This is a genomic window from Enterobacter sichuanensis (genome assembly GCF_002939185.1).
Classification (GTDB): domain Bacteria; phylum Pseudomonadota; class Gammaproteobacteria; order Enterobacterales; family Enterobacteriaceae; genus Enterobacter; species Enterobacter sichuanensis.
Genome location: NZ_POVL01000016.1, coordinates 1 through 23,497 on the forward strand (window position 1 = coordinate 1; position 23,497 = coordinate 23,497).

The 23,497-nt window shown below is 56.5% G+C and carries 23 protein-coding genes and 1 pseudogene; 10 read left to right on the top strand and 14 right to left on the bottom strand.

What is annotated here, in order from left to right; translation table 11 throughout:
- Positions 1 to 55: 55 nt before the first annotated feature.
- A pseudogene (locus tag C5687_RS25265) lies at positions 56 to 142 on the bottom strand (hypothetical protein); the annotation flags it as partial.
- 207 nt (positions 143 to 349) lie between these two features.
- Here C5687_RS25265 and C5687_RS09270 point away from each other — a divergent pair.
- From C5687_RS09270 to C5687_RS09280, 3 genes are all read left to right on the top strand, one after another.
- Positions 350 to 625, top strand: coding sequence for a metal/formaldehyde-sensitive transcriptional repressor (locus tag C5687_RS09270; protein WP_025759946.1), 276 nt, complete (start codon positions 350 to 352; stop codon positions 623 to 625).
- Between the two features lie 31 nt (positions 626 to 656).
- Entirely contained in the window at positions 657 to 1,775 is a 1,119-nt protein-coding gene (locus C5687_RS09275) for an S-(hydroxymethyl)glutathione dehydrogenase/class III alcohol dehydrogenase (protein ID WP_025759945.1), read from the top strand.
- A 160-nt stretch (positions 1,776 to 1,935) separates the two neighbouring features.
- Positions 1,936 to 3,627: a methyl-accepting chemotaxis protein gene (locus tag C5687_RS09280; RefSeq protein WP_047958544.1), complete on the top strand. Its 1,692-nt coding sequence runs from the start codon at positions 1,936 to 1,938 to the stop codon at positions 3,625 to 3,627.
- An 87-nt stretch (positions 3,628 to 3,714) separates the two neighbouring features.
- Here the strand turns inward: C5687_RS09280 and C5687_RS09285 are convergent, their stop codons facing one another.
- From C5687_RS09285 to C5687_RS09300, 4 genes are all read right to left on the bottom strand, one after another.
- The gene (locus C5687_RS09285; protein WP_104556792.1) at positions 3,715 to 6,096 is read right to left on the bottom strand and encodes a glucose/quinate/shikimate family membrane-bound PQQ-dependent dehydrogenase; all 2,382 of its coding nucleotides are present in this window, start codon (positions 6,094 to 6,096) and stop codon (positions 3,715 to 3,717) included.
- A gap of 250 nt (positions 6,097 to 6,346) precedes the next feature.
- Positions 6,347 to 7,270 carry a LysR substrate-binding domain-containing protein gene (locus C5687_RS09290; protein ID WP_025756376.1) on the bottom strand — a complete coding sequence of 308 codons (924 nt, stop codon included), beginning with the start codon at positions 7,268 to 7,270 and terminating at the stop codon, positions 6,347 to 6,349.
- A 181-nt stretch (positions 7,271 to 7,451) separates the two neighbouring features.
- Complete coding sequence (locus tag C5687_RS09295) at positions 7,452 to 8,333, bottom strand: SDR family oxidoreductase (RefSeq protein WP_045284350.1); 882 nt, start codon at positions 8,331 to 8,333, stop codon at positions 7,452 to 7,454.
- 64 nt (positions 8,334 to 8,397) lie between these two features.
- Positions 8,398 to 8,787 (bottom strand): YdeI family stress tolerance OB fold protein, encoded by a 390-nt coding sequence (locus C5687_RS09300; protein ID WP_008502282.1) that lies wholly within the window; start codon positions 8,785 to 8,787, stop codon positions 8,398 to 8,400.
- Between the two features lie 138 nt (positions 8,788 to 8,925).
- On the opposite strand from C5687_RS09300, the gene C5687_RS09305 reads away from it, so the two are divergent.
- The 4 genes from C5687_RS09305 to C5687_RS09320 are packed head-to-tail and all read left to right on the top strand — an operon-like array spanning position 8,926 to position 11,418.
- On the top strand, positions 8,926 to 9,429 hold the full coding sequence (locus C5687_RS09305; protein WP_059386598.1) for a hypothetical protein: 504 nt from the start codon (positions 8,926 to 8,928) through the stop codon (positions 9,427 to 9,429).
- Between the two features lie 9 nt (positions 9,430 to 9,438).
- On the top strand, positions 9,439 to 9,885 hold the full coding sequence (locus C5687_RS09310) for a DUF421 domain-containing protein (protein WP_104556793.1): 447 nt from the start codon (positions 9,439 to 9,441) through the stop codon (positions 9,883 to 9,885).
- An 11-nt stretch (positions 9,886 to 9,896) separates the two neighbouring features.
- Positions 9,897 to 10,415 (top strand): 2-oxo-tetronate isomerase, encoded by a 519-nt coding sequence (locus C5687_RS09315; RefSeq protein ID WP_059386581.1) that lies wholly within the window; start codon positions 9,897 to 9,899, stop codon positions 10,413 to 10,415.
- A gap of 16 nt (positions 10,416 to 10,431) precedes the next feature.
- Positions 10,432 to 11,418, top strand: coding sequence for an SDR family oxidoreductase (locus C5687_RS09320; RefSeq protein ID WP_047958548.1), 987 nt, complete (start codon positions 10,432 to 10,434; stop codon positions 11,416 to 11,418).
- Here the strand turns inward: C5687_RS09320 and C5687_RS09325 are convergent, their stop codons facing one another.
- The 8 genes from C5687_RS09325 to C5687_RS09360 form a co-directional block, all read right to left on the bottom strand.
- Complete coding sequence (locus C5687_RS09325; RefSeq protein WP_104556794.1) at positions 11,419 to 13,044, bottom strand: alpha-amylase family protein; 1,626 nt, start codon at positions 13,042 to 13,044, stop codon at positions 11,419 to 11,421. It abuts the gene before it with no gap.
- 8 nt (positions 13,045 to 13,052) lie between these two features.
- Positions 13,053 to 14,063 (bottom strand): cytochrome d ubiquinol oxidase subunit II, encoded by a 1,011-nt coding sequence (gene cydB, locus C5687_RS09330; RefSeq protein ID WP_047958550.1) that lies wholly within the window; start codon positions 14,061 to 14,063, stop codon positions 13,053 to 13,055.
- Positions 14,063 to 15,466, bottom strand: a complete 1,404-nt coding sequence (locus tag C5687_RS09335) for a cytochrome ubiquinol oxidase subunit I (protein ID WP_059386578.1) — start codon at positions 15,464 to 15,466, stop codon at positions 14,063 to 14,065. The genes cydB and C5687_RS09335 overlap by 1 nt, the downstream gene beginning before the upstream one ends.
- A gap of 67 nt (positions 15,467 to 15,533) precedes the next feature.
- On the bottom strand, positions 15,534 to 16,406 hold the full coding sequence (locus C5687_RS09340; protein ID WP_059310143.1) for a manganese catalase family protein: 873 nt from the start codon (positions 16,404 to 16,406) through the stop codon (positions 15,534 to 15,536).
- A 17-nt stretch (positions 16,407 to 16,423) separates the two neighbouring features.
- Complete coding sequence (locus C5687_RS09345) at positions 16,424 to 16,930, bottom strand: ferritin-like domain-containing protein (protein WP_014883791.1); 507 nt, start codon at positions 16,928 to 16,930, stop codon at positions 16,424 to 16,426.
- Positions 16,931 to 16,955: 25 nt separating this feature from the next.
- Positions 16,956 to 17,099 (bottom strand): hypothetical protein, encoded by a 144-nt coding sequence (locus C5687_RS09350; protein WP_370552478.1) that lies wholly within the window; start codon positions 17,097 to 17,099, stop codon positions 16,956 to 16,958.
- 83 nt (positions 17,100 to 17,182) lie between these two features.
- Positions 17,183 to 17,677, bottom strand: coding sequence for a YciE/YciF ferroxidase family protein (locus C5687_RS09355; protein WP_008502272.1), 495 nt, complete (start codon positions 17,675 to 17,677; stop codon positions 17,183 to 17,185).
- Positions 17,678 to 17,771: 94 nt separating this feature from the next.
- Complete coding sequence (locus C5687_RS09360; RefSeq protein WP_104556795.1) at positions 17,772 to 17,957, bottom strand: con-10 family general stress protein; 186 nt, start codon at positions 17,955 to 17,957, stop codon at positions 17,772 to 17,774.
- Between the two features lie 528 nt (positions 17,958 to 18,485).
- Here C5687_RS09360 and hglS point away from each other — a divergent pair.
- Together hglS and C5687_RS09370 are read left to right on the top strand one after the other, a co-directional pair.
- On the top strand, positions 18,486 to 19,829 hold the full coding sequence (gene hglS, locus C5687_RS09365; protein WP_104556796.1) for a 2-oxoadipate dioxygenase/decarboxylase HglS: 1,344 nt from the start codon (positions 18,486 to 18,488) through the stop codon (positions 19,827 to 19,829).
- A gap of 43 nt (positions 19,830 to 19,872) precedes the next feature.
- Positions 19,873 to 21,378, top strand: a complete 1,506-nt coding sequence (locus C5687_RS09370) for a carboxylesterase/lipase family protein (protein WP_104556797.1) — start codon at positions 19,873 to 19,875, stop codon at positions 21,376 to 21,378.
- On the opposite strand, the gene C5687_RS09375 is transcribed toward C5687_RS09370, so the two are convergent.
- On the bottom strand, positions 21,365 to 22,207 hold the full coding sequence (locus C5687_RS09375) for a LysR family transcriptional regulator (protein WP_059386574.1): 843 nt from the start codon (positions 22,205 to 22,207) through the stop codon (positions 21,365 to 21,367). The genes C5687_RS09370 and C5687_RS09375 overlap by 14 nt on opposite strands.
- 114 nt (positions 22,208 to 22,321) lie before the next feature.
- Between C5687_RS09375 and C5687_RS09380 the strand changes: the two genes are divergently transcribed.
- Positions 22,322 to 23,491: a pyridoxal phosphate-dependent aminotransferase gene (locus C5687_RS09380; protein ID WP_059386573.1), complete on the top strand. Its 1,170-nt coding sequence runs from the start codon at positions 22,322 to 22,324 to the stop codon at positions 23,489 to 23,491.
- Positions 23,492 to 23,497 lie beyond the last annotated feature (6 nt).

Here is a 23,497-nt window from a genome sequence, read left to right on the forward strand (position 1 = left end):
TCCATTTGTGTTGAACATCCCGTAAGAAACAGGCACATCAAGAGAACGTTACGCATCAGCTTTTCCTGTAAATTTTGTAAGGAGGGCGTGCGGAGCGATATCCCGGGCCACTCCACATATCTCTTTGTCTGAAGTATGAAAACGTCAGTAAACAACGAGAGTATCAATTCGCTTAGGCAATTAATGTTATTAAAAGATCATATATTACAATTTGTTATGCCTTTGTTTGATTTATCTGTGCGACTGATGAGTTGCCGACGATGTGCTGTTGTTATTGCCACCCATAAAGACAGGTTTACATCATCAGATAACTAAAATACCATACCCCCCTATAGTATCAGGAGGGCGTATGCCGCATTCACCCGAAGATAAAAAACGTATTCTTACCCGCGTCCGTCGCATTCGGGGCCAGGTTGAGGCCCTTGAACGCGCGCTGGAGTCGGGCGACCCCTGTCTGGCCATTCTGCAGCAAATTGCCGCCGTGCGCGGGGCTGCCAATGGCCTGATGGGCGAAATGGTCGAAATTCACCTCAAAGATGAGCTGGTGACGGGGGAAACCACGCCGGATCAGCGAGCCGTACGCATGGCGGAAGTCGGCCATTTGCTGCGCGCTTATCTAAAATAAACCCACACACCTCACAATAAGGGAAGACAATATGAAATCTCGCGCTGCAGTTGCATTTGGACCCGGCCAGCCGCTCAAAATCGTTGAAATCGACGTCGCGCCGCCCAAAAAAGGCGAAGTGCTGATCAAAATCACCCATACCGGCGTATGCCACACTGATGCGTTTACGCTGTCCGGTGACGATCCGGAAGGCGTCTTCCCGGCGGTGCTCGGCCATGAAGGGGGCGGGATTGTGGTGGAAGTGGGCGAGGGCGTGACCAGCCTGAAACCAGGCGACCACGTTATCCCGCTGTATACGGCGGAATGCGGCGAGTGTAAGTTCTGTAAATCCGGCAAAACCAACCTCTGCCAGGCAGTTCGCGCCACCCAGGGGAAAGGGCTGATGCCGGACGGCACCACCCGTTTCTCGTACAACGGCGAACCTGTCTATCACTACATGGGCACCAGCACCTTCAGCGAATATACCGTTTGCGCGGAGATCTCGCTGGCGAAGGTGAATCCGCAGGCGCCGCTGGATAAAGTTTGCCTGCTGGGCTGCGGTGTCACCACCGGCATTGGCGCGGTGCATAACACGGCAAAAGTGAAAGAGGGCGACACCGTGGCGGTGTTCGGGCTCGGTGGCATCGGTCTGGCGGTGATTCAGGGCGCGGTTCAGGCGAAAGCCGGTCGCATCATCGCGGTTGACACCAATCCGGAGAAATTCAAACTGGCGGGTGAAATGGGTGCGACTGATTTTGTGAACCCGAAAGATCACGACAAGCCGATTCAGGACGTCATCGTCGAGATGACCGACGGCGGCGTTGACTTCAGCTTCGAATGTATTGGCAACGTTAACGTCATGCGCTCCGCGCTCGAGTGCTGCCACAAAGGCTGGGGTGAGAGCATCATCATTGGCGTGGCCGGTGCAGGCCAGGAGATCAAAACCCGTCCCTTCCAGCTGGTCACCGGGCGCGTGTGGCGCGGTTCCGCGTTTGGCGGCGTGAAGGGCCGTACCCAGCTTCCGGGGATGGTTGAAGACGCCATGGTCGGCAAGATCCAGCTCGACCCGTTCATTACCCACCGTTTACCGCTGGAGCAGATCAACGAAGCGTTCGATCTGATGCACGAAGGAAAATCCATCCGTACCGTGATTCATTTCGGCGACAAGTAACTCTTCTGCCAGCGGTTTTTCGCCGCTGGCATTGCTTTAATATTCTTCTCTAAAGTGTGACCAGTGCGGCGTTTTTAGCCGTAATCTAAATCTCTGCCGTGCCGATGACTATCTGACAGGCGTGTTTTTACGCATCTTACCTACAAGAGAGTCGACGGTCATGGACAACACTACTTCGATGCCAGCGCAGCGCAAGCTGAGCTTCTTGCATCACATCAGGCTGGTTCCGCTGTTTTCCTCCATTCTCGGTGGCATTATTCTGCTTTTTGCCTTGAGCTCGGGTCTGGCAGGGTATTTCCTGTTACAGGCCGATAACGATCAGCAGGATGTTACATCCGAAATTCAGGTGCGTATGGGGCTGTCGAACAGCTCAAACCATCTGCGAACCGCACGCATCAACATGATCCACGCCGGTGCGGCCAGCCGTATCGCAGAGATGGATGCCATGAAGCAGAACATCCGTGAGGCGGAAACGCGGATTAAGCAGTCCCAGGATAGCTTTACCGCCTACATGAACCGTTCCGTGCGTACCTCTGCCGACGAAGCGCTGGATGCTGACCTGAAAGCGCGCTACGACGCCTATATCGCGGGCCTGCAGCCGATGGTCAAATTTGCCAAAAACGGTATGTTCGAGGCTATCATCAACCACGAAAACGAAACGGCGCGTCCGCTGGATGACGCCTACAACGCCGTGTTGCTGAAGGCGATTAAGATCCGTACCGATCGCGCCAATGCGCTTACGGCACAGGCGCACAGCCGCACGCAGCTGGGGCTGATGTTTATGGTCGGCGCGTTTGCGCTGGCGCTGGTGCTGACGGCGATGACCTTTGTTGTGCTGCGCCGCACGGTGATCAACCCGCTGCAGCGTGCCGCAAAACGCATCGAAAATATCGCCAAAGGCGACCTTACGATGCCGGATGACGTGGCCGGACGCAGCGAAATTGGCCGCCTGACGCGCGATCTGCAAACCATGCAGCACTCCCTTGAAAACACCGTCGGCACCGTCCGTCAGGGGGCGGAAGAGATCTACCGCGGCACCAGCGAGATTTCAGCTGGTAATACCGATCTCTCTTCCCGTACCGAGCAGCAGGCGGCGGCCATTGAGCAGACCGCCGCCAGCATGGAACAGCTGACCGCGACGGTGAAACAGAACGCCGATAACGCCCACCATGCCAGCAAGCTGGCGGAAGATGCCTCCGGGAAAGCCAGCCGCGGCGGTCAGATGGTCTCCGGGGTGGTCAAAACCATGGGCAATATCTCCAGCAGTTCGAAGAAGATCTCTGAGATTACCGCGGTCATTAACAGTATTGCGTTCCAGACCAATATCCTGGCGCTGAACGCGGCGGTAGAAGCCGCGCGTGCGGGCGAGCAGGGACGCGGTTTTGCCGTGGTGGCAAGCGAAGTCCGAACGCTTGCAAGCCGCAGTGCGAATGCCGCAAAAGAGATCGAAAGCCTGATCAACGAATCGGTTTCGCTGATTGACCAGGGCTCCGGTGAAGTGGTTGCCGCCGGTAATACCATGAATGAAATTGTCGAAGCGGTGAAACGCGTTACCGACATCATGCTGGAGATCGCCGCCGCGTCCGATGAGCAGAGCCGCGGTATCGTGCAGGTCAGTCAGGCGATTTCTGAGATGGATAAAGTGACCCAGCAGAACGCCTCGCTGGTGGAAGAAGCCTCTGCCGCGGCGGCGTCTCTGGAAGAACAGGGCGCACGTCTGACCGAGGCGGTCGGCGCGTTTCGTCTGAGCGGCACAAAGCCGGGCCGTGCGGCAACGCCTGCGCCGGTGGCGAAGAGCGCGCCGTTACGCCCCGCAGCAGCGGTTTCCGGAGATAACTGGGAGACGTTCTGAGTCGCCAGCAGTGTCGCGTGGCGCTTCACTTACCCGACCTACGTATGGCCTACAAAAAAGGGACCTTTCGGTCCCTTTTCTTATCTGTTACTGCTTATCGGGTAACGCATACGCGATAACGTAATCACCGCGATCCGGCGACTGGCGAGCACCGCCGGCGTTAATGATGATGTACTGTTTACCGGTTTTTGGCGACACGTAGGTCATCGGGCCGGACTGGCTGCCGACCGGCAGGCGGTCTTTCCAGATCTCTTTCCCGGTGGCGGTATCAAACGCGCGCAGGTAGAAATCTTGCGTACCGGCAAAGAACAGCAGGCCGGACTGCGTTGACAGCGACGCACCCAGCGTCGGCATCCCGATCGGGATGGGCATGTGCATGCGAATGCCGAGCGGGCCGGTATCTTCCACCGTGCCGACAGGAACCTGCCACACCAGCTTGCCGGATTTCAGGTCAACCGCCGACATGGTGCCAAACGGCGGTTTTTGACACGGAATGCCCAGCGGTGACAGGAAGCGCTCGCGCATCGCACCGAACGGTGTGCCCTCCATCGGGACAATCCCCATCTCAATGCCGCTGGCGTTTTTCGCCACGTTAGCGCGCGGCACCATGTAGTTTGCCAGACCCAGGCGCATGTCGTTGACGAACATCAGGCTGTTGTTCGGGTCAATGGAGACGCTGCCCCAGTTCATCCCGCCGAGAGAGCCGGGGAACTGCAGGGAACGGTCGAGGCCAGGCGGGGTGAAGACACCCTGATGACGCATCTCCTTAAACTGAATGCGGCACAGCAGCAGGTCAACAGGCGTCGCCCCCCACATATCAGACTCGGTGAGCGTCTGGTTGCCTATCATTGGCATACCAACGGAGTACGGCTGGGTCGGAGAGTAGCGTTCACCTTCAACGTTGCCCGCCGGAACAGGACGTTCCTCCACCTTCGCCACTGGTTTACCGGTTTCACGGTTGAGCATGAAAATCATGCCCTGCTTGCTGGTCTGCACCAGCACCGGCGTGGTGCCGCCTTTACTGTCCGGCAGATCGTACAGCAGTGGCTGGGAAGGCAGGTCAAAGTCCCACAGGTCGTGGTGAGTGGTCTGGAAATGCCAGCGGACCTGACCGGTGGCCGCGTCGACGGCGACGATAGACGAGCTGTACTTGTCGTCCAGCGCGGTGCGTTCACCTGCCCAGAAGTCTGGCGTGGCGTTGCCGGTAGGCAGGTAGATTAGGTTCAGTTTGGCGTCGTAGGACATCGCAGACCAGACGTTCGGCGTACCGCGGGTGTAGGTCTGGCCTTCCGGCGGCAGGCCGGTCAGGTTCGGATTACCCGGATCCCACGCCCAGGCCAGTTTACCGGTGTGAACGTCATACGCGCGCACCACGCCCGGCGGTTCGCCGGTGGAGTAGTTATCCGCGACGCGACCGCCGACCACGACGACATTCCCGGCAACCAGCGGCGTGGAGGTCTGCTGATAATAGCCCGGCTTGATCTCGCCCATGCCGACGCTCAGGTCAACGGTGCCATGGTCGCCAAAGTCTTCACAGACCTTGCCGGTTTCCGCATTGATGGCAATCAGGCGGGCATCGGTGGTCGGCAGGAACAGGCGGCGAGGGCAGGCCGCAGGCTGTATCTCTGTCTGTGACGTTGTCACGTTTGAACGATCTTCAAAATAGCCCAGACCGCGGCAGCGCTGCCAGTTAGGCGCCGTGGCTTTGGGATCGTAGCGCCATTTTTCTTTACCGGAGTCCACGTCCAGGGCCAGCACTTTACTGTACGGGGTACAGACATAGAGCGTGTCGCCAACCTGCAATGGCGTGTTCTGATCTTCCGCGCCGGAGCCGTTGCTTTGCGGAATATCGCCGGTGTGCGCAACCCAGGCGACCTTCAGGTCGTTGACGTTTTGCTTGTTAATCTGGTCCAGCGCGGCGAAGCGGTCGCCGTGGGTGGTGTTGCCCCAGTGTTCCCAGTTCTTTTGCTGTTCGCCGGGTGCGACGGGTTTTACCGGCACGGGCTCGTTAGCCGCCACGAGGGTCTGTGGCTTAAACATCCAGCCCAGGCTGACCAGCATAGCCACCGCGAGCAGTGCCGCAACGCCAAACGCAGGCGCTTTATTCGCCGTGCGGTGGTTGGCTGTACGCAGGAAAGGCCAGACGACGGCGCAGAGGAACGCCAGCACCGCAAAGGTAAACAGGCGGGAGAAAAGCGGCCAGAAATCCCAGCCTGCATCGCTTACCGCCCAGAACAGCGAGGTGATAAACGCGATGGCGTAAAGCACGATCCCACTGCTGCGGTTAAGGAAAATCAGGACTGCGGCAATCACCATCGCCACACCCATCATCAGGAAGTAACCACTTCCGCCCACGGTGGCGAGCTTAAAGCCCAGACCGCCGACGGCCAGACCGATGAGCATCATCAGTCCGGCAAGAAGCCACTGCAGAATACGCGGTATTCCACGTGGCGCGCTGCCAAATGCCATTTCTCTCTCCTTTAGATCCCGCCGCCGTGTCGGGTGTGTACCAGTTGGGTAATAAATACGGTGGGATTGATGATTAGTACAGGTGAATTCGTTTTTATCAAACCGTTTGTGAACCATTTGGTGAATTCACAGCTATGATAAAACTGTTAAATTGTTTTACGCAATTGTTAATGAATGATTTCGCATTATTTGATTAACGCACAGGTCTGTTCCCTCGCCCCTTCAGGGGAGAGGGTTAAGGTGAGGGGTATTAAACCGGCATCGATTTACGAATAGCGCTCAGCAGCGTCTGCGCGCCGGTGGAAAGCGGGGTGTCCACCCGGGTTAAAATGCCGATAGGTTCACCGGCGCCGGGAGAGGTTATCGGCAGGGCGGTCAACGTTCCCTGGCGCAAATCATCTTTCACCGCCCCGGAGGGGACGAACCAGACGTAGTCATAGTCCAGCGTGAGCTGGCGCGACAGCGAAGCCGAGAGCGTTTCGATACACCCTGAAGGGAGCGTACACCCCTGCATCTGCAGCAAGGTTTCGGCGGCCTGGCGCGGGACGGTCCCTTTCGGGCAAACCACTACTGGCCACTCCATGACGCGGCTTAAGGTGACGGTGTCCTGCAGCAGAGGGTGATCGGGACGTACCACCAGCTTCAGCGATTCCAGGAATAACAATTCGTAGTTAAGACCGACCATCAGTTCGGGGTCGGACATCCGACCGATGCCGAGATCCAGTTCGCCCGATTTCAGCCCGGCGAGCAACATGGTGTTATTCATGGTGGCAACCTGAAGCGTGGTATGCCGCTGTTGCTTGTGGAACTGGCCAATAACCGGAGGGAGAATGCCCAGCGCGGCGGTGGGCAGGGCACCCACGCGCACGACCTCGTGGGTTTGCTCTTCTTTTCGGTGCAGGGACTGGCCTGCGGTATTGAGCGCATCCAGGACTTTCACCGCGTGCGTCAGGAACTGTTCGCCCACGAGAGTAAGCTGTGCCCCCAACCGACCGCGGTCAAAAAGACGGGCACCGGTAAGCTGTTCCAGTTCATTAAGGGTTTTGGAGAGCGCGGGCTGGCTCAGGTTAAGGGTTTCAGCCGCACGCCCCAGTGTTCCCTGTTGAGCGACGGCCACAAATGTATGCAAATGGCGCAAGCGTATGCGCTGACTGAACAGACCATTTTTTTCCATAGGCGATGTTAAAAACAGAGCGATGCGGGTGACAAGTTAAGTTGTTTAATTTTGATAACTTGATAGCAAAATATTTTTAACATTTGATCTGTTTGAGTTACAACATGTTTTTCGGCAGGAGCCTATGAGCGAACGTCCTTGTTCATTTATTGCTCATTGCAGGGTGGGAAAGGGAAACAGTTTAGATCACGCCATCACCGCCGTCAGAACACCATACCTGACCGGAAGTAAATGAACACTCGTCCGAGGCCAGCGTGACGTACAGCGGGGCAATCTCGACGGGCTGACCCGGACGCCCCAGCGGCGTATCTCCCCCGAACTCCTTCACTTTTTCCATCGGCTGGCCGCCGCTGGATTGCAGTACCGTCCAGTAAGGGCCGGGGGCGACCGCGTTGACGCGAATGCCTTTCGGGCCGAGCTGTTTGGCTAAGGATTTGGTAAATACCGCCAGACAGGCTTTGGTCTGGGCATAATCCAGCAGCACGGGGCTGGGCTTCACCGCCTGCACGGAGGAGGTATTAATGATGACGGACGACGCTTTCAGATGGCGCAGCGCCGCCTTAGTGATCCAGAAAGGCGCGTAAACGTTGGTTTTGAACGTCGCGTCAAAGTCTTCGGTAGTCAACTCCTCAAGGGATTCCCGGAACTGCTGACGACCCGCGTTATTCACCAGAATGTCCAGCCCGCCCAGTTTCGCAACGGCTTCCTCAACCAGGTTCTGGCAGAAGGTTTCATCCCGCACGTCGCCCGGCAGCGCCACGGCGGTGCGGCCCTCCGCTTTAATCAGGTCGATGACCTCAGCGGCATCTTTTTCTTCTTCAGGCAGGTAGTTGATGGCCACGTCAGCGCCTTCACGGGCATAGGCAATCGCCACTGCGCGACCGATACCGGAATCCCCACCGGTTATCAGCGCTTTTTTACCGGCAAGGCGACCATGCCCTTTGTAGCTTTTCTCCCCGTGGTCGGGTACAGGTTGCATTTCAGATGCCAGTCCCGGCGGCGTTTGAGGCTGTTCCGGGAACGGGGGTTGCGGGTAAGCGTTCGTACGTTGTGTATCACTCATAGCTGACTCCTTAAGCCAAGGGGTGAGATTTGATGGATAGTTGCAGCGTTAACGCTTCGCTGAATTATTTCTGCAAACGATCAACACGGACGACGGCAGGGGATGATTTTTTATCAAGCGAACCGTTGATACTGATCATCTGATCGGGTTTTACCGTTCTGCCGTCGAAGACTGCCTGGGGAATAATAACGTCGATTTTTCCGGTTTTATCCTGAAATACAAACTTATCGCCGCTACCATCAATAAGATTACCGCGCAAGGAAATAGTTGCACCATCGTGGAGCTGTTTTGCCTGATCGATGGTCATAATTCGCGCATCATCGGTTCCGCGATATCCGCTATCAAGTGCGTGCGGCGGCGGTGGCGCTTCACCTTTTTGTAACCCGCCGTTATTATCTGCCCATGCGGCCGGAACCAGAAATATCAAAAAAGCGGAAATAAGCGATAATTTCATCGGATATCCTTCATTTTAGGTGTCTTGACTTATTAAGTATTGTTGCTATTCCTTTAGGTGGCAAATGTGATAAGTCCTAAAAACATTCGCGTTAGAAATCAAAATTATCGGATAATAAGCGAAACGGTGACGATGGCCATGAAGCGTGAAAATGAAAAGTTACCCGGGATAGATGAAAGTTATCGCTTGCTGACGTTTGAATACGCGTTTCGTCAGGTAGGGTTTATTGTTCTTTTAGGTATTATCGTCGCTGCCATTGCCGGTCTGTTTTCAAGCGGAGTGGTCAGCGATACGGCTAAGGCGAATGCCGATAAATCCCTGACCATCAATTATGAGCGCTTTGGCCGACGGGAGACGGAGACACGGATGCAGCTCGCGTTTCCGGTGAAAACAGAGGGGACCTATACCCTCAGCATCACCAGCGAGAGCAGCGATGCGTATGAGCCTGGTAGCGTCTGGCCTCAGCCGGACAGCATGTTCAGCCACGGCAACAGCCTCTATTTTGTTTATCACAACCTGAAAAAGACAGACACCTTTTCAGTATTACTCTTCACCACACCGTCCCGGGCCGGCAAATGGAACTCGGTCATCCGCGTAAACAACGGGCCGGAGATTAACATCTGGCAATTTATTTACCCGTAGGAGGCTGATATGGATATGGTCTTTCGTGCGCTGGCGATTTATCTGTTCCTCGTGGTGGTATTTAAAGTCGCCGGGCGACGCGCGCTGCTGCAGATGACCAGCTTTGATCTTATTCTGCTTCTGATAATTAGTGAAGCCACGCAACAGGCGCTTCTTGGCGAGGATTTTTCGGTCACCGGTGCGATGATTACGATTACTACCCTGGTGGTAGTGGATATTATTTTCGGGTTAATGAAGAAATATTTTTCGCCTGTCGAAAATATCCTTGATGGCACCCCTGTGATTCTGGTGGAAAACGGCATTCCCTTAGCGGATAAACTCAAAAAAGTCGATGTCTCCTGCGATGATATTCTTGTGTCAGCGCGTCAGAATAATGGCATTACTGAAATGACCGAAATTAAATATGCCATACTTGAACGCAATGGGCATATTTCAATCATTCCTTTCGAGAAATAAGAGGCGGCAAGATGAGCAATCTTTTGCACGATAACCATTACACCGTGGGTGAACTGACGAAAAAGGTGGCGAGCAAATTGACCGATCTCGGGCTTCGCTTAACCACGGCGGAATCCTGCACCGGGGGAAAGCTCTCGGTGGCGCTTTGCGCAGAAGAGAACACCGCCGATTTTTATGATGTCGGTCTGGTGGTGTTCAGCGATGGCGCAAAAGAGCGGATCCTCGGCGTAAGCCCGCAGACGCTTGAACGGTATACCGCCGTCAGTGAACAGACGGTCACCGAGATGGCTGCCAGTATCCGCGACATCGCCCAGGCGGATGTTAGCATTGCCATCAGCGGCTACGCAGGCCCTGAAGGAGGCGACGATGGCACGGCGGCGGGAACGGTCTGTTTCGGCTGGAATATCCGTGGCCAGACGCACACCCGCACCGTGCTGTTTTCCGGCGACTGTCAGGACGTGGTGGAAAAGGCGGTGCAATTTTCGCTCGCTGAACTGGTGAGCCTGTTATCTGACGGGAATAAAGGCTGAACGCAGGGGAGGTTATATGGCAGTCATCGTGATTACCGGCGGAACCGCGGGCGTGGGAAAAGCCACGGCGCTGCACTTTGCCAGGGCAGGTTACAACGTCGGGCTTATCGCCCGCGATGAAGCCAGCCTGCACTCCACGCAGGAGGAGTTGCGGCGGTTTGGCGTCAATGCCCACGCCGTTCAGGCGGACGTCGCCGACAGTCAGGCGGTGGTGGATGCCGCTAACGAGATTGAGTATCGCCTCGGCGCGATTGATGTCTGGGTGAATAATGCCATGGGCGCGGTGCTGGCACCGTTTCGCACCCTGACACCGGATGAGTTTCGTCGCGTGACGGAAGTGACGTACCTCGGCTTTGTCAACGGCACGCGCGCCGCCCTTGAGCTGATGGTTCCCCGTGACAGGGGCGTGATTATCCAGGTTGGTTCGGCGCTGGCGTACCGATCCATCCCACTGCAGTCAGCTTACTGCGGGGCCAAAGCGGCGATCCGCGGCTTTACCGACGCGGTGCGTACCGAGCTGATGCATGAAAACAGCCGGGTACAGCTTTCGATGGTGCAGATGCCGGGGCTCAATACCCCGCAGTTCGAATGGGCGCGCAATAAGTTCGCCTGGGCGATGCGCCCGGTGCCGCCGGTGTTTGAGCCAGAAGTGGCCGCCAGCGCCATTTTCAGGGTCGCACAAAAACCGGTTCGGGAGCTGTGGGTAGGCGGCAGTACCATCCAGTCGATTGTCGGGCAGTTTTTCTTTCCCGGTTTTCTTGACCGGCTGATGGTAAAAAAAGCCTGGGAAGGGCAGATGACCGACAACCTGAACGCACCGGATCGCCAGGACTATCTCGATCAACCGGTTAACGATCTCCACAAAATCCATGGCCGTTTTACTGACGAGGCGAAAACCCGCGCGTCGTCCGTGACCTCCGGTATGCCGGGCAAAGTGGCGTTAGGCGCCCTCGCGGTGGCGGGGATTGTGGTGACGCGTCTGCTCACCCGCCGGAAGCGGTAATCAGCGCAGCGCGCTGCGGTGCGTCCAGAACCAGCGATAGCCGTAGCCGCCAAGCGTGAGCTCAACGGTTTTACCGCAAATCAGGGCGTCATCGTAGCGCTTGTCCGCGAGGCAGGCGGTCCAGGTGGCGTTGCGGATCCCTTTCGCCGTAAACTGCACCGGCTGGTCGCTAAAGTTAACGAAGGTGAGGATGCTGCGCTCGTCGGTCTCATAATAAAGACCCAGTACCTCGTCATGATCAAGGGTGATAAGCCGAAACGGCGCTACGGCAATTTCAGGAAACTCAGAGCGGGTATTGGCAATATCAATGATCCGGTGCAGCAGCGAATTGCGGTGAAGCAGCGAATCGGCGACGTTCACCTTTTGATAGCGGTACGGACCGTGGTCGATGATTGGGGCAATAAAACGCTGCGGATCCGCCGCGGAAAAACCGCCCCCCTGCGATCCGGCCCACTGCATCGGGGTGCGGACAGCGTAGCGCTCCTCCAGGTCGAGGTCGTCACCCATGCCTATTTCATCGCCATAGCGCATCACCGGGACGCCCGGCAGGGAAAAGAGCACCGCGTGGCAGAACGCCAGCCGCTTCTGATCGCCATTGAGCATCGGTGCCAGGCGGCGGCGGATCCCGCGCTGGTAGACGTTCATCTCTTCGTCAGGGGCGAAGGTGTCGAGAACAAACTGTTTATCTTTCTGAGAGATGCCTTCCAGATCCAGCTCGTCATGATTGCGCAGCCAGTTGGCGAAACAGCATGAATCCGGCGGGACGATCATTTTCTTCACCGCGTTGCGCAGCGGGCGGGCGCTCTTCCGGGCCAGGCTGACGTAGAAATACTTGTTAAGCCAGAAATTGAGGACCAGATTCAGCCGGTCATTGTTGCCAAAATAGTCCCGATAGGCTTCCACCTCGACATCTACTTCCCCCAGCAGGATTGCGTCCGGATTGTGCTGCTCAATCAGACGGCGCATATGCTCGAGGATCCAGAGCCCCTTTTTCTCATCACCGTTTCCTGCCTGAGTGGTGAGATGGGACGCGGCATCCAGGCGGAATCCCGACACCCCCAGCTTGAGCCAGAAGAGAATGATGTTCTCAATCTCTTTTAGTACCGCGGGAGAGGTCAGATTCAGATCCGGCTCGTGGCGATAGAACATGTGCCGATAGTATTGTCCCGCCTCGTCATCCCAGCTCCAGATGCTCTTTTCCACGCCGGGGAACATCGGGGGCGTATCATCGTCGTCATTATCCGACCAGAGATAGTAATCACGATACGGTGACGCCGGGTTGCGACGGGCCTGCTGGAACCAGGGATGGGCGTCCGAGGTATGCTGGATCAGCAGCTCAATAATGACCTGCATGCCCAGCTCCCGGGCCTGCTCGATAAAGGCGATGATGTCGGCCAGCTTTCCGAAGCGGGGATCCACCTGGAGATGGTCGCTGACGTCGTAACCCTCATCAAGAAAAGGGGTGAGATAAAACGGGGTGATCCAGATAACCGTCGCGCCCATGCGGCGAATATAACGCAGCTTGGCCGCGATCCCGGCGATGTCCCCGCAGCCATCGCCGTTTAAATCATAAAAGAGCGCGGTATCAATCTGGTAAATAATGGCCCGTGTATGCCAGCCTGCCATCCTGCACCTCAGTGGTAACCTTCTGTATCAGAAACCTTGCCCCGAAAGACGTAATAGCTCCAGGCGGTGTACACCAGAATCACCGGAATAATGAGCAACGTCCCGACCAGCATAAACAGCTGGCTGGCGGGCGGCGCCGCGGCTTCCCACAGGGTGATGCGCGGCGGAATAATATTGGGCCACAGGCTGATACCGAGCCCGCTGAACCCGAGGAAGATCAACCCCAGCGTCAGCAGGAAGGGGCGCGAGTGGCTGTCCGGGTTGCGCGTCAGGCGCCAGATCAGCACGCTGAAGAGCCCCACCAGCAGCGGTACCGGCAGGAACCAGAAGAAGTTGGGCAGGGTAAACCAGCGTTCGGCCACGTACTGCCAGCCGAGTGGCGTCCAGATGCTCACCACCGCGATAACCACCACCAGCGCCAGCAGCACGTGGCGGGTTAACTCGCGCATGCGGGCCTGCAGGGCGCCTTCGCTTTTCATGATCAGCCACGTGGTGCCCAGCAGGGTGTAGGCGACAACCAGCCCGATACCGCAGAAGAGGTTGAACGGTGTAAGCCAGTCCAGCGCCGAGCCAACAAACCGCCGACCCTCCACGTCGAAGCCGTTAATCACCGCGCCCACGACCACCCCCTGGCTGAAGGTGGCGAGCAGGGAGCCGCCGGCAAAAGAGTAGTCCCAAAATTTGCGGTGGGAGGGCGTGGCTTTGAAGCGGAACTCAAAGGCGACGCCGCGAAAGATAAGGCCGATCAGCATCGCGGTGAGGGGAATGGTCAGCGCATCAATAATCACCGCATAGGCCAGCGGAAACGCGCCGAAGAGGCCCGCGCCGCCGAGAACCAGCCAGGTTTCGTTGCCGTCCCAGACGGGCGCTACGCTGTTAACCATCACGTCACGCTCTCGGGCGTCGCCGACGAAGTTAAACAGCAGGCCAATCCCCAAATCAAAGCCATCCATGATGATGTACATCAGTGTGGCGAACACGATGATGGCAAACCAGATCACTGAGATATCGACGCCCATCAGATCCTCTCCTCTTCCGGAACAGACTCCGCGGCAGACAGCGGACGGGCAGGCGTGCCCGACGTGTTTGACGTCAGCGTGGCAACAGGCTGAGGGCCTTTCTTAATCAGCCGGATGAGATAAACATAGCCCACGCCAAACACCGACGAGTAGACGACGATGAACGCCAGCAGGCTGATGCTCATCTGCAGGGTGCTATGCAGCGATACCGCATCGACCGTGCGCAGATAGCCGTAGACGACCCACGGCTGACGGCCCACTTCGGTGGTTACCCAGCCGGCGAGCAGCGCCAGCAGACCGGCAGGCCCCATACAGAGCGCAAACCAGTGGAACGGGCGGGAGTGGAACAGTCGATGTCGATAGCGCAGCCAGAGGCTGATAAGACCCAGCGTAATCATCAACAGGCCCATCCCGACCATGATGCGGAACGACCAGAAGACGATGGTGGAGTTAGGGCGATCCTCTTTCGGGAAATCTTTCAGGGCCGGAACCTGTTTATCCAGGCTGTGGGTCAGGATCAGGCTGCCGAGGGCAGGGATCTCCAGGCCGTATTTGGTACGCTCCTCGTCCATATCCGGCAGGCCGAACAGCAGCAGCGGGGTGGCTTCGCCAGGTGGGTTTTCCCAGTGCCCCTCAATGGCCGCGATTTTTGCCGGCTGGTGCTCCAGCGTGTTCAGACCGTGCATGTCGCCGACGACGGCCTGGATGGGCGCGACCAGCAGCGCCATCCACATCGCCATGGAAAACATGGTGCGGATGGCGGGGGTATCATTACCGCGCAGCAGATGCCACGCGCCCGATGCGCCGACAAACAGGGCACTGCTCAGGAAGGCGGCGATAGCCATATGGATCAGACGGTACGGGAAGGAGGGGTTAAACACGATCGCCAGCCAGTCTTCCGGAATAACCTGGCCGTTCTGAATGGTGAAGCCCTGCGGGGTGTGCATCCAGCTGTTGGAGGCGAGGATCCAGAAAGTCGACATCAGCGTGCCGAGTGCGACCATGCAGGTCGAGAAGAAATGCAGCCCCGGGCCAACCTTATTCCAGCCAAACATCATGACGCCGAGGAAACCGGCTTCCAGGAAGAAGGCGGTTAATACCTCGTAGGTCAGCAGTGGGCCGGTAATACTGCCCGCGAACTGGGAGAATCCGCTCCAGTTGGTGCCAAACTGGTATGCCATGACCAGCCCGGAGACGACGCCCATACCGAAGTTAACGGCAAAGATCTTGAGCCAGAAATGATAAAGCGATCGCCAGACGTCGTTTCTGGTGCGCAACCACATCCCTTCCAGCACCACCAGATAGCTGGCGAGCCCAATTGTGATGGCGGGAAAAAGGATATGGAACGAGACGGTAAAAGCGAACTGAATTCTGGCCAGATGAAATGCATCGAGTTCGAACATGGTCCGTACCTCTGAAACGATGGGGCACGAGAATTGCCAGGCAGTTCAGGCTGCCTGGCAAAACCGATTACGGTTTTTTCTTACCTGCGCCCAGCTCGGCGCCGGTCAAAGGGTCGGCGTGTGGATCGGACTTCGTGCGGGCAGACATCGCCTTAACCAGGGTTGCCTGTTCGGTCGTGAGCGTCACACTTGCGCTGCCATCTCCGCCGTCAACCGCAGGCTGGGGGGACTCAACGTAATCGAAATGCTTATCGCTGTTCCAGCTTCCGCGAACCTCTCCACCTTCAGACATATTGTAGTACTTGTTGGTGAATTCCTCGATTGGCGGCAGTTTTCCCGGTGGGAAATTATTACGAATGGACTGCAACGCCTTCTCAAAGGAGAGCTGATGCGCCGCCTCACGGGTCATCAGAAATGCCAGCGCATCCTTGACGCCGGGATCGTCGGTCACGTTGATCAGCCGCTCGTAGATAATCTTCGCCCGGGCTTCTGCTGCCACGTTTGAACGCAGGTCCGCCGTTGGCTCGCCAATGGTGTCGACGTAGGCCGCCGTCCAGGGGACGCCTGCGGAGTTGGTCAGCGGAGTGCCGCCGCCGTAAAGCAGGGAGGTGATGTGGCTGTCGTTACCGTTTTCGGTCATCGACCGGTACAGCTCAGCCTCATTTTCCACCCCTTCCGCCAGGGCGCCTTTCGCGCCCTTATTCAGCATCCCCACCAGAGTACCGATGATTTCGAGGTGGCTTAACTCCTCGGTGGCGATATCCATCAGCATATCTTTACGGCCCGGATCGTCATCGCTCAGGCCTTGTGTAAAGTAGCGGCAGGCGGCGGCCAGTTCGCCCTGCGGCCCGCCAAATTGCTCCAGTAAAAGATTGGCCAGGCCCGGGTTAGGTTCAGCTACGCGAACCGTGTATTGCAACTGTTTAACGTGTCGAAACATGCTCATTCTCCTGCGGGTTATTTTTTCGCTTCGACACCCGACGCGTCTGAACGCAGCAGGAACTGTTCCGTCGTTTGCGGGATATGGCGAATCAGCCAGTCGGCCATTTCGCGCTCTTCGGCGAGGATGGTCTCAATAGCGGGGATCGAGGCGGTATCGCCCGCTTTTTTAGCCGCCGCCAGCAGGGAGGTATAACAGGCGATTTCAAACTGCTCGAAGACATAGCCGCTGATCGAGCCTTTCACGATCTCATCAGACGGGAACATGCCGCCAATGGACTGACCCAGCGCCGCCATTTTGCTCATTGAGTCTTTTAAAACCGAACGAGAAATATCATTACGGTCGAGGATTTCTTCCAGCAATGTGATTTGCCGTTTTGTCTCATTAATATGTTGCTCAATTCGGGCGCGAACATCAGGATAATTATCGATACGGCTGGCCATAGATTCCAGCATAGATTCGGCTTGCTTTTCCATCGCATGGGCATCGCGTAGCCAGTCGTGGTAGTGTTCTACGTGATTCATCATTGTATCCTCATAATGGGTTCGCTTATTTGGTCTCACTTTCAGCAGCCTGATCGGCACGCGCGGCACTGTAGCCAGATAAATGGCCAACAATATTGGCGTAAATGCTGATGATAATGACCCATAGCACGCTGTTCTTCCACCATATTACGGAAGGGATAGCGAGAATGAATCATATTATAGCTGCCGTTAAATGGCACCGTTTAATTGTCCTGGGACTGATGCTCATTTTATTTAACCTGTGTTATCGCGTTATTTCTGCGCTTTTTGGTTAATATTTCCAACGGCCAGGTCGGTGAGTTTAAGGTCGGTCTCTTTTTCTTCTTCCAGCGTTTCGGCAAGAAGCTTAACGGCTTTTTTATAGCCCAGTTGTTCAGCGAGAGTAGCAAGGGTACCGTAACTGGCGATTTCGTAATGCTCCACTTTTTGCGCAGCGGCAATTAATGCGGCATCACGGACTTCATTTTTTTCCGTACTTTCGATGACTTCATTGGCTTCTTCAATTAAGCCTTCCATCGCGACGCATTTCATACGCTTGAGCTTGATACCGTCTTCCTGTTCGACGATCTGGTCGATACGCTCAATCTGACCCTGCGTCTCTTCAAGGTGTGCGGTGAAAGCTGCGCTCAGTTTCTCACTGGACGCGGCACGGGCGAGCTTACTCAGCGCTCGGGTAAGCTGTTTTTCTGCGCTGTAGGTATCAGATAGAAGATGAATAAAGACATCCTCAACACTTTTCATATTCATAATAATTACGCTCCGGTAAAATAATGAAAGGGTACTGCGAGCTTTTCAGCCCGCAGCATGCTCTCTGGTTTTATTAAAAGAGTATTAAATAAGATCAGAAGTTATCAGATTTACGGCCTCCGCCGTGACTGTTCTGTCCCCCTTTCTTACCCGCTTCAGATGCGCGTTGCGGATCGTTTTTAAAATTACCACCGCTATGCTGGCCACCTTTACGTCCAGCTTCTGATGCTTTTTCACGGTCTTCAGCGAAATTACCGGAACCACCACGATGCTCTGCCATATTAAACCTCATAGTCATATATTGGTTATGTCAGTACGATACGAAAATATTCCGTATCACTCGTCGTTCGAGTAATAACTTTAGTCGCTGTGGGCGATCCGTCAAATGCGTTTTGCTATTTGCGGTTGCGTTATTTTTAAATATTTGTAAATTTGCGCTTCGCTTGAGCAGGAAATATGGATAGGCAGGAAGGACTTGTAAACAACCATTAAGATTATTCCTAACTTCGAGCTAAAAATTTGAAAGGTGAGGATAAAAATAATGGCGCACGCAAATTGGTTAATTTGCAGTCAGGAGAAAATCAAAAAGTACTCCTTTATAGCTAGTAAGCGAAACCATAAATAATTATAAGGAAAATCCTGGATAAAAGCGTCAGGCGCGAAAGGGCGGTTTCGTTGAGGCGTGTTCAGAGGCCAGTAGCACACGGTTTGACCACTGTCGTCTTAAGATCACAAATCCGAAATTCTTCCCCCCGGAAGGAACGGGTTTCTCTACACTCCAGGTAATATTCACTGGAGGCATGACATCATGGCGAACACCATCACGGCTGATGACATTCGGGAACACTTTTCGCAGGCTATGTCGGCGATGTACCAGCAGGAAGTTCCGCAGTACGGCACCTTGCTTGAACTGGTTGCGGACGTAAACCTGGCGGTTCTGGAAAATAACCCACTACTACATGAACAACTGGCAAACGCCGATGAGCTTGCGCGCCTGAATGTGGAGCGTCACGGGGCCATCCGCGTCGGCACGGCGCAAGAACTTTCTACCCTGCGCCGTATGTTTGCCATCATGGGCATGTACCCGGTCAGCTATTACGATCTCTCTCAGGCGGGGGTGCCCGTTCACTCCACAGCGTTTCGCCCGATTGATGATGCGGCGCTGTGCCGTAATCCGTTCCGTATCTTTACCTCGCTGCTGCGACTTGAGCTGATTGAAAACGTCGCGCTGCGCGAGCGTGCGGCGGAAATCCTGTCTCACCGGAACATCTTTACCCCGCGCTGTCTGGCGCTTCTCGAACTGTACGAATCAGAAGGGCAGTTTACGCAGGCACAGGCACACGAGTTTGTGCAGGAGGCGCTGGAAACCTTCCGCTGGCACCGCCATGCAACGGTCGATCAGGAAACCTATCTGGCGCTGCATAACGAGCACCGGCTGATTGCTGATGTGGTCTGCTTCCCGGGGTGTCACATTAACCACCTGACGCCGCGCACGCTGGATATTGACCGGGTGCAGGAGCTGATGCCGAAGTACGGCATTGAACCCAAAATTCTGATTGAAGGGCCGCCTCGTCGCGAGGTGCCTGTCTTATTGCGTCAAACCAGCTTTAAAGCTCTGGAGGAGCCGGTGCTGTTTGCCGGGGAACATAAAGGCACCCACACCGCACGCTTCGGTGAGATTGAGCAGCGCGGCGTGGCCCTGACCCCGAAAGGCCGTGAACTGTACGATAGCCTGCTTGCCCAGGCCGGTACCGGCAAAGATAACCTGACGCATCAGCTGCATCTGCAGGAGATTTTTAGCGCCTTCCCGGACAGCGAGCTGTTAATGCGCCGTCAGGAGCTGGCTTATTTCCGCTATCGTCTGACGCCAGCCGGGGAGGCGCATCGGCATGCGTTCCGGCCTGGCGACGATCCGCAGCCGCTGATAGAGCGCGGATGGGTTGTCGCTCAGCCGATCACCTACGAAGATTTCCTTCCGGTCAGCGCTGCCGGGATCTTCCAGTCTAATCTAGGGAATGAAACCCAGGCGCGCAGCCACGGTAACGCCAGCCGCGATGCGTTTGAAGCGGCGCTGGGCTGCCCGGTGTATGACGAGTTTGCCCTCTATGAGGAGGCTGAAACGCGCAGCAAACAGCGTTGCGGTTTGCTCTGAAATCGTTACTCTGCTGGGGTGTGTTGGAAAAAATAAGGTCGTTATGCAAACTCCTTCCGCCCCTGTGGTTGAAACGCGCTACGGCGCACTGGCTGGTTTTACTGATAATGACGTGCATGCGTGGTACGGGATCCCTTACGCCGCGCCGCCGATAGGCAACGGGCGCTGGCGTTCACCGCAGCCGCCTGCACGCTGGGAGGGCCTTCGCGAGGCCACGGCTTTTTCGCCTTCATGCTGGCAAAGCAGCGAGTATTGCCAGACGCTGGGCGGCGGCGATCCGGGCCAGTTTTCTGAAGATTGTCTCTATCTTAACGTCTGGTCTCCGGTTGACCGCGCAACGCAGCTCCCGGTGATGGTCTGGCTGCACGGCGGCGGGTTTACGATTGGCGCAGGTGGCTTGCCACCGTACAACGGCACCGCGCTGGCAGGACGCGGCGTGGTGGTTGTGACTCTCAATTACCGTCTCGGCCATCTCGGCTTTTTCGCCCATCCGGCCCTGGAAGGGGAAGAAGATCGCGTGGTGCATAATTTTGCCCTGCTGGATCAGATCGCCGCCCTCGAATGGGTACGGGACAATATCGCCGCGTTTGGCGGCGATCCGGCTAACGTAACCCTGTTTGGTGAATCTGCTGGCGCGCGCAGCGTGCTGTCGCTGCTGGCATCGCCCCTGGCAAAGGGGCTGTTCCATAAGGCGATAGTGCAAAGTGGCTACACCTTGCCGGACACGCCGCGTGAACAGGCGCTGCAGAAAGGAGAAGCTCTGGCCGCCCATTTTGGTCTCAAGAACGCAACGGCCGAGGAGCTGCGCGCCATTCCACCCGAGTCGTTCTGGCCGTTAACCGCGCCGCTGAACGTCGCGCCGGCGCCCATCGTCGGGGATTGCGTACTGCCGGAAGCGATGCTGGACGTCTTTTTCGCAGCCCGTCAGCACCCTGTGCCGGTGATGATTGGCTCTAACAGTGACGAGGCCAGCGTGATGGCGGTGTTTGGCATCGATCTCGCGGGGCAAATCCAGAAGCTTCGCCGGGAGCGGCGGTTCGGGCTGGGGCTGATTAAGTTGCTCTATCCCGGCGTGAAAGGCGATGAAGAGCTGGGCAGGCAGGTATGCCGCGACATGGCGTTTACCACCATGGGGTATGTGGTGATGCAGGCTCAGCAGCGCGTGGGGGGATTATGCTGGCGCTACTGGTTTGACTATGTCGCGGAGGCGGAACATGCCACCTATGTCAACGGTGCCTGGCACGGCAACGAGGTTCCCTATGTCTTCGACACTCTCGGCCAGGTGGAACCCTCACGTCAGTATGTCAATGAACGAGATTTGCAGTTTGCGGCCCAGGTGGCTGACTACTGGGTAAGCTTTGCGCGAGAAGCTGGGCCTCGCGAGATCCTGCCAGGACCGACGCACTGGCCCGCCTGCCGCAAAGGGCGGGACGTTTTGTTACGAATTGGTGTGAATAAACATGCAGGTTTCAGGCTTGAAAATCGCTTTATGCGCGCCCGCATGAGCCTCTTCAAACGGGTGATGAAGCACCACGTCAGCCTCGATTAAGCAGACACGCGCGAAACGCCGCCAGACCATTTTCCGCGTCAGGCGTTTCGCGCAGCACCAGCCGGTAGCTGGCGCCGGTTTTAATGCTTGTCTCATAGGGCCGCATCAGCCTTCCGGCGCGGACATCTTCAGCCACCAGCGTTTCGTCAGCAATGGCAACCCCCAGCCCCTGAATGGCGGCCGTAATCGCCAGATCCATGGTGTCGAAGTGTTGATTTTTGTGCATGACAAAGCCGGGCCCTTCCTGTTTTGTGAGCCATAACGACCAGTCGGTCTTATCCCGTGTCGGGTGCAGGAACGTCAACGCACCCAATGCTGCACCCGCGCGCACCGGGCTTATCACCGGCGTGAGCGCCTCTTCGAACAGCAGATCGCCTGCGCTCATGTGCGTGCCGAACACGATGGCCGCGTCGTAGGATTCAGTTTTGAAATTGACGTTATGATCGGTGGTGGTGGTGAGAGCGATTTGCAGATCCGGCTGTTCGCGCTCCACCTCCAGCAGGCGCGGCACCAGCCAGCGCATCGCGCAGGTCGGGGCTTTGAGCCGGATCACGGTTTGCTGGCTCCGGGCCTGGTCCGCCACGGCCAGCAGCTGTTCAAAGGCGGACTGCAGCTCCGGAAGCAGGGCGCTGCCCTGCGGGGAGAGGCGCAAGCCGCGCGCGTGGCGTTCAAACAGCGGAAAACCAAACCACGTCTCAAGGGAGGCAATCTTGCGGCTGACGGCCCCCTGCGTCAGGCAAAGTTCCGCGGCGGCGTGCGTAAGATTCAGATGACGCGCGGTGACTAAAAATGCGTCAATGGCATTGAGTGGGAGCGAACGGCGCGACATGGAAACACCTCAGCTATGCATTTTTCTCATGGCTATTATGACAACAATTCGATTGTCCCGACAATCAACTTGTTGTTTGAATAGTTATGCAAAGACCATGAGAAGGGTAACAGGATGACTTTACGAACGCCGGTACAGACGCGCTCCAAACTGCCAGATGTGGGAACCACCATTTTCACCGTTATCGGCCAGCTCTCAGCGCAGCATAACGCCATTAACCTTTCTCAGGGCGCACCGAATTTCTCCTGCGACCCGAAGCTTGTTGCGGGCGTCACTCGCGCAATGGAGGCAGGGCATAACCAGTACGCGGCGATGACCGGTCTGCAGGCGCTCAAAGAGCGCATTGCCGATAAAATTGCCGCCCTCTACGGCACGCAATATGACCCGGGCCGCGAGGTGCTGGTGACCGCCAGCGCCAGCGAAGGGCTCTACTCGGCGATAAGCGGGCTGGTGCATCCGGGCGATGAGGTGATCTACTTCGAACCCTCCTTTGACAGCTATGCGCCGATCGTTCGCCTGCAGGGGGCCACCCCGATCGCTATCAGGCTCACGGTGCCGGATTTTGCCGTCAACTGGGACGAAGTTCGCGCCGCCATTACCCCGCGCACGCGGATGATCATCATCAATACGCCTCATAACCCGAGCGGGCAGGTCTTCTCGGCCAATGACCTGCAGCAGCTGGCAGCGCTGACGCGCAATACCGACATCATTATTTTGTCTGATGAAGTGTACGAACACGTCGTGTTTGACGGCGAGCCGCACCACGGGATGGCCACGCATCCGCAACTGGCGGAGCGCAGCGTGATTATCTCATCTTTCGGAAAAACCTATCACGTCACCGGGTGGCGCGTGGGTTACTGTGTTGCTCCGGCGGTGCTGATGGATGAGATTTGTAAAGTGCATCAATTTTTGATGTTTTCTGCCGATACGCCAATGCAGCACGCATTTGCTGAACATATGCTCGACCCGCAAACCTGGCTGTCGCTTTCGGCGTTTTACCAGCGTAAGCGCGACCTGTTGCACAGCCTGCTGGCCGATTCGCCGTTTACGCTGCTGCCGAGCGCCGGTTCGTTCTTCATGCTGGCGGACTACAGCGGGTTCAGCGACGAGCGTGACAGCGAGCTGGTGAAACGGCTGATCGTTGAGTACGGCGTTGCAACCATTCCACTGTCGGCGTTTTATGCGGACGGTACGGATAATAAATTGATTCGTCTCTCTTTTGCGAAAGATGAGGCGACGTTACGGGCAGGTGCACAAGCCCTGTGTCGGGTCAAACCACGCTGAGATAGG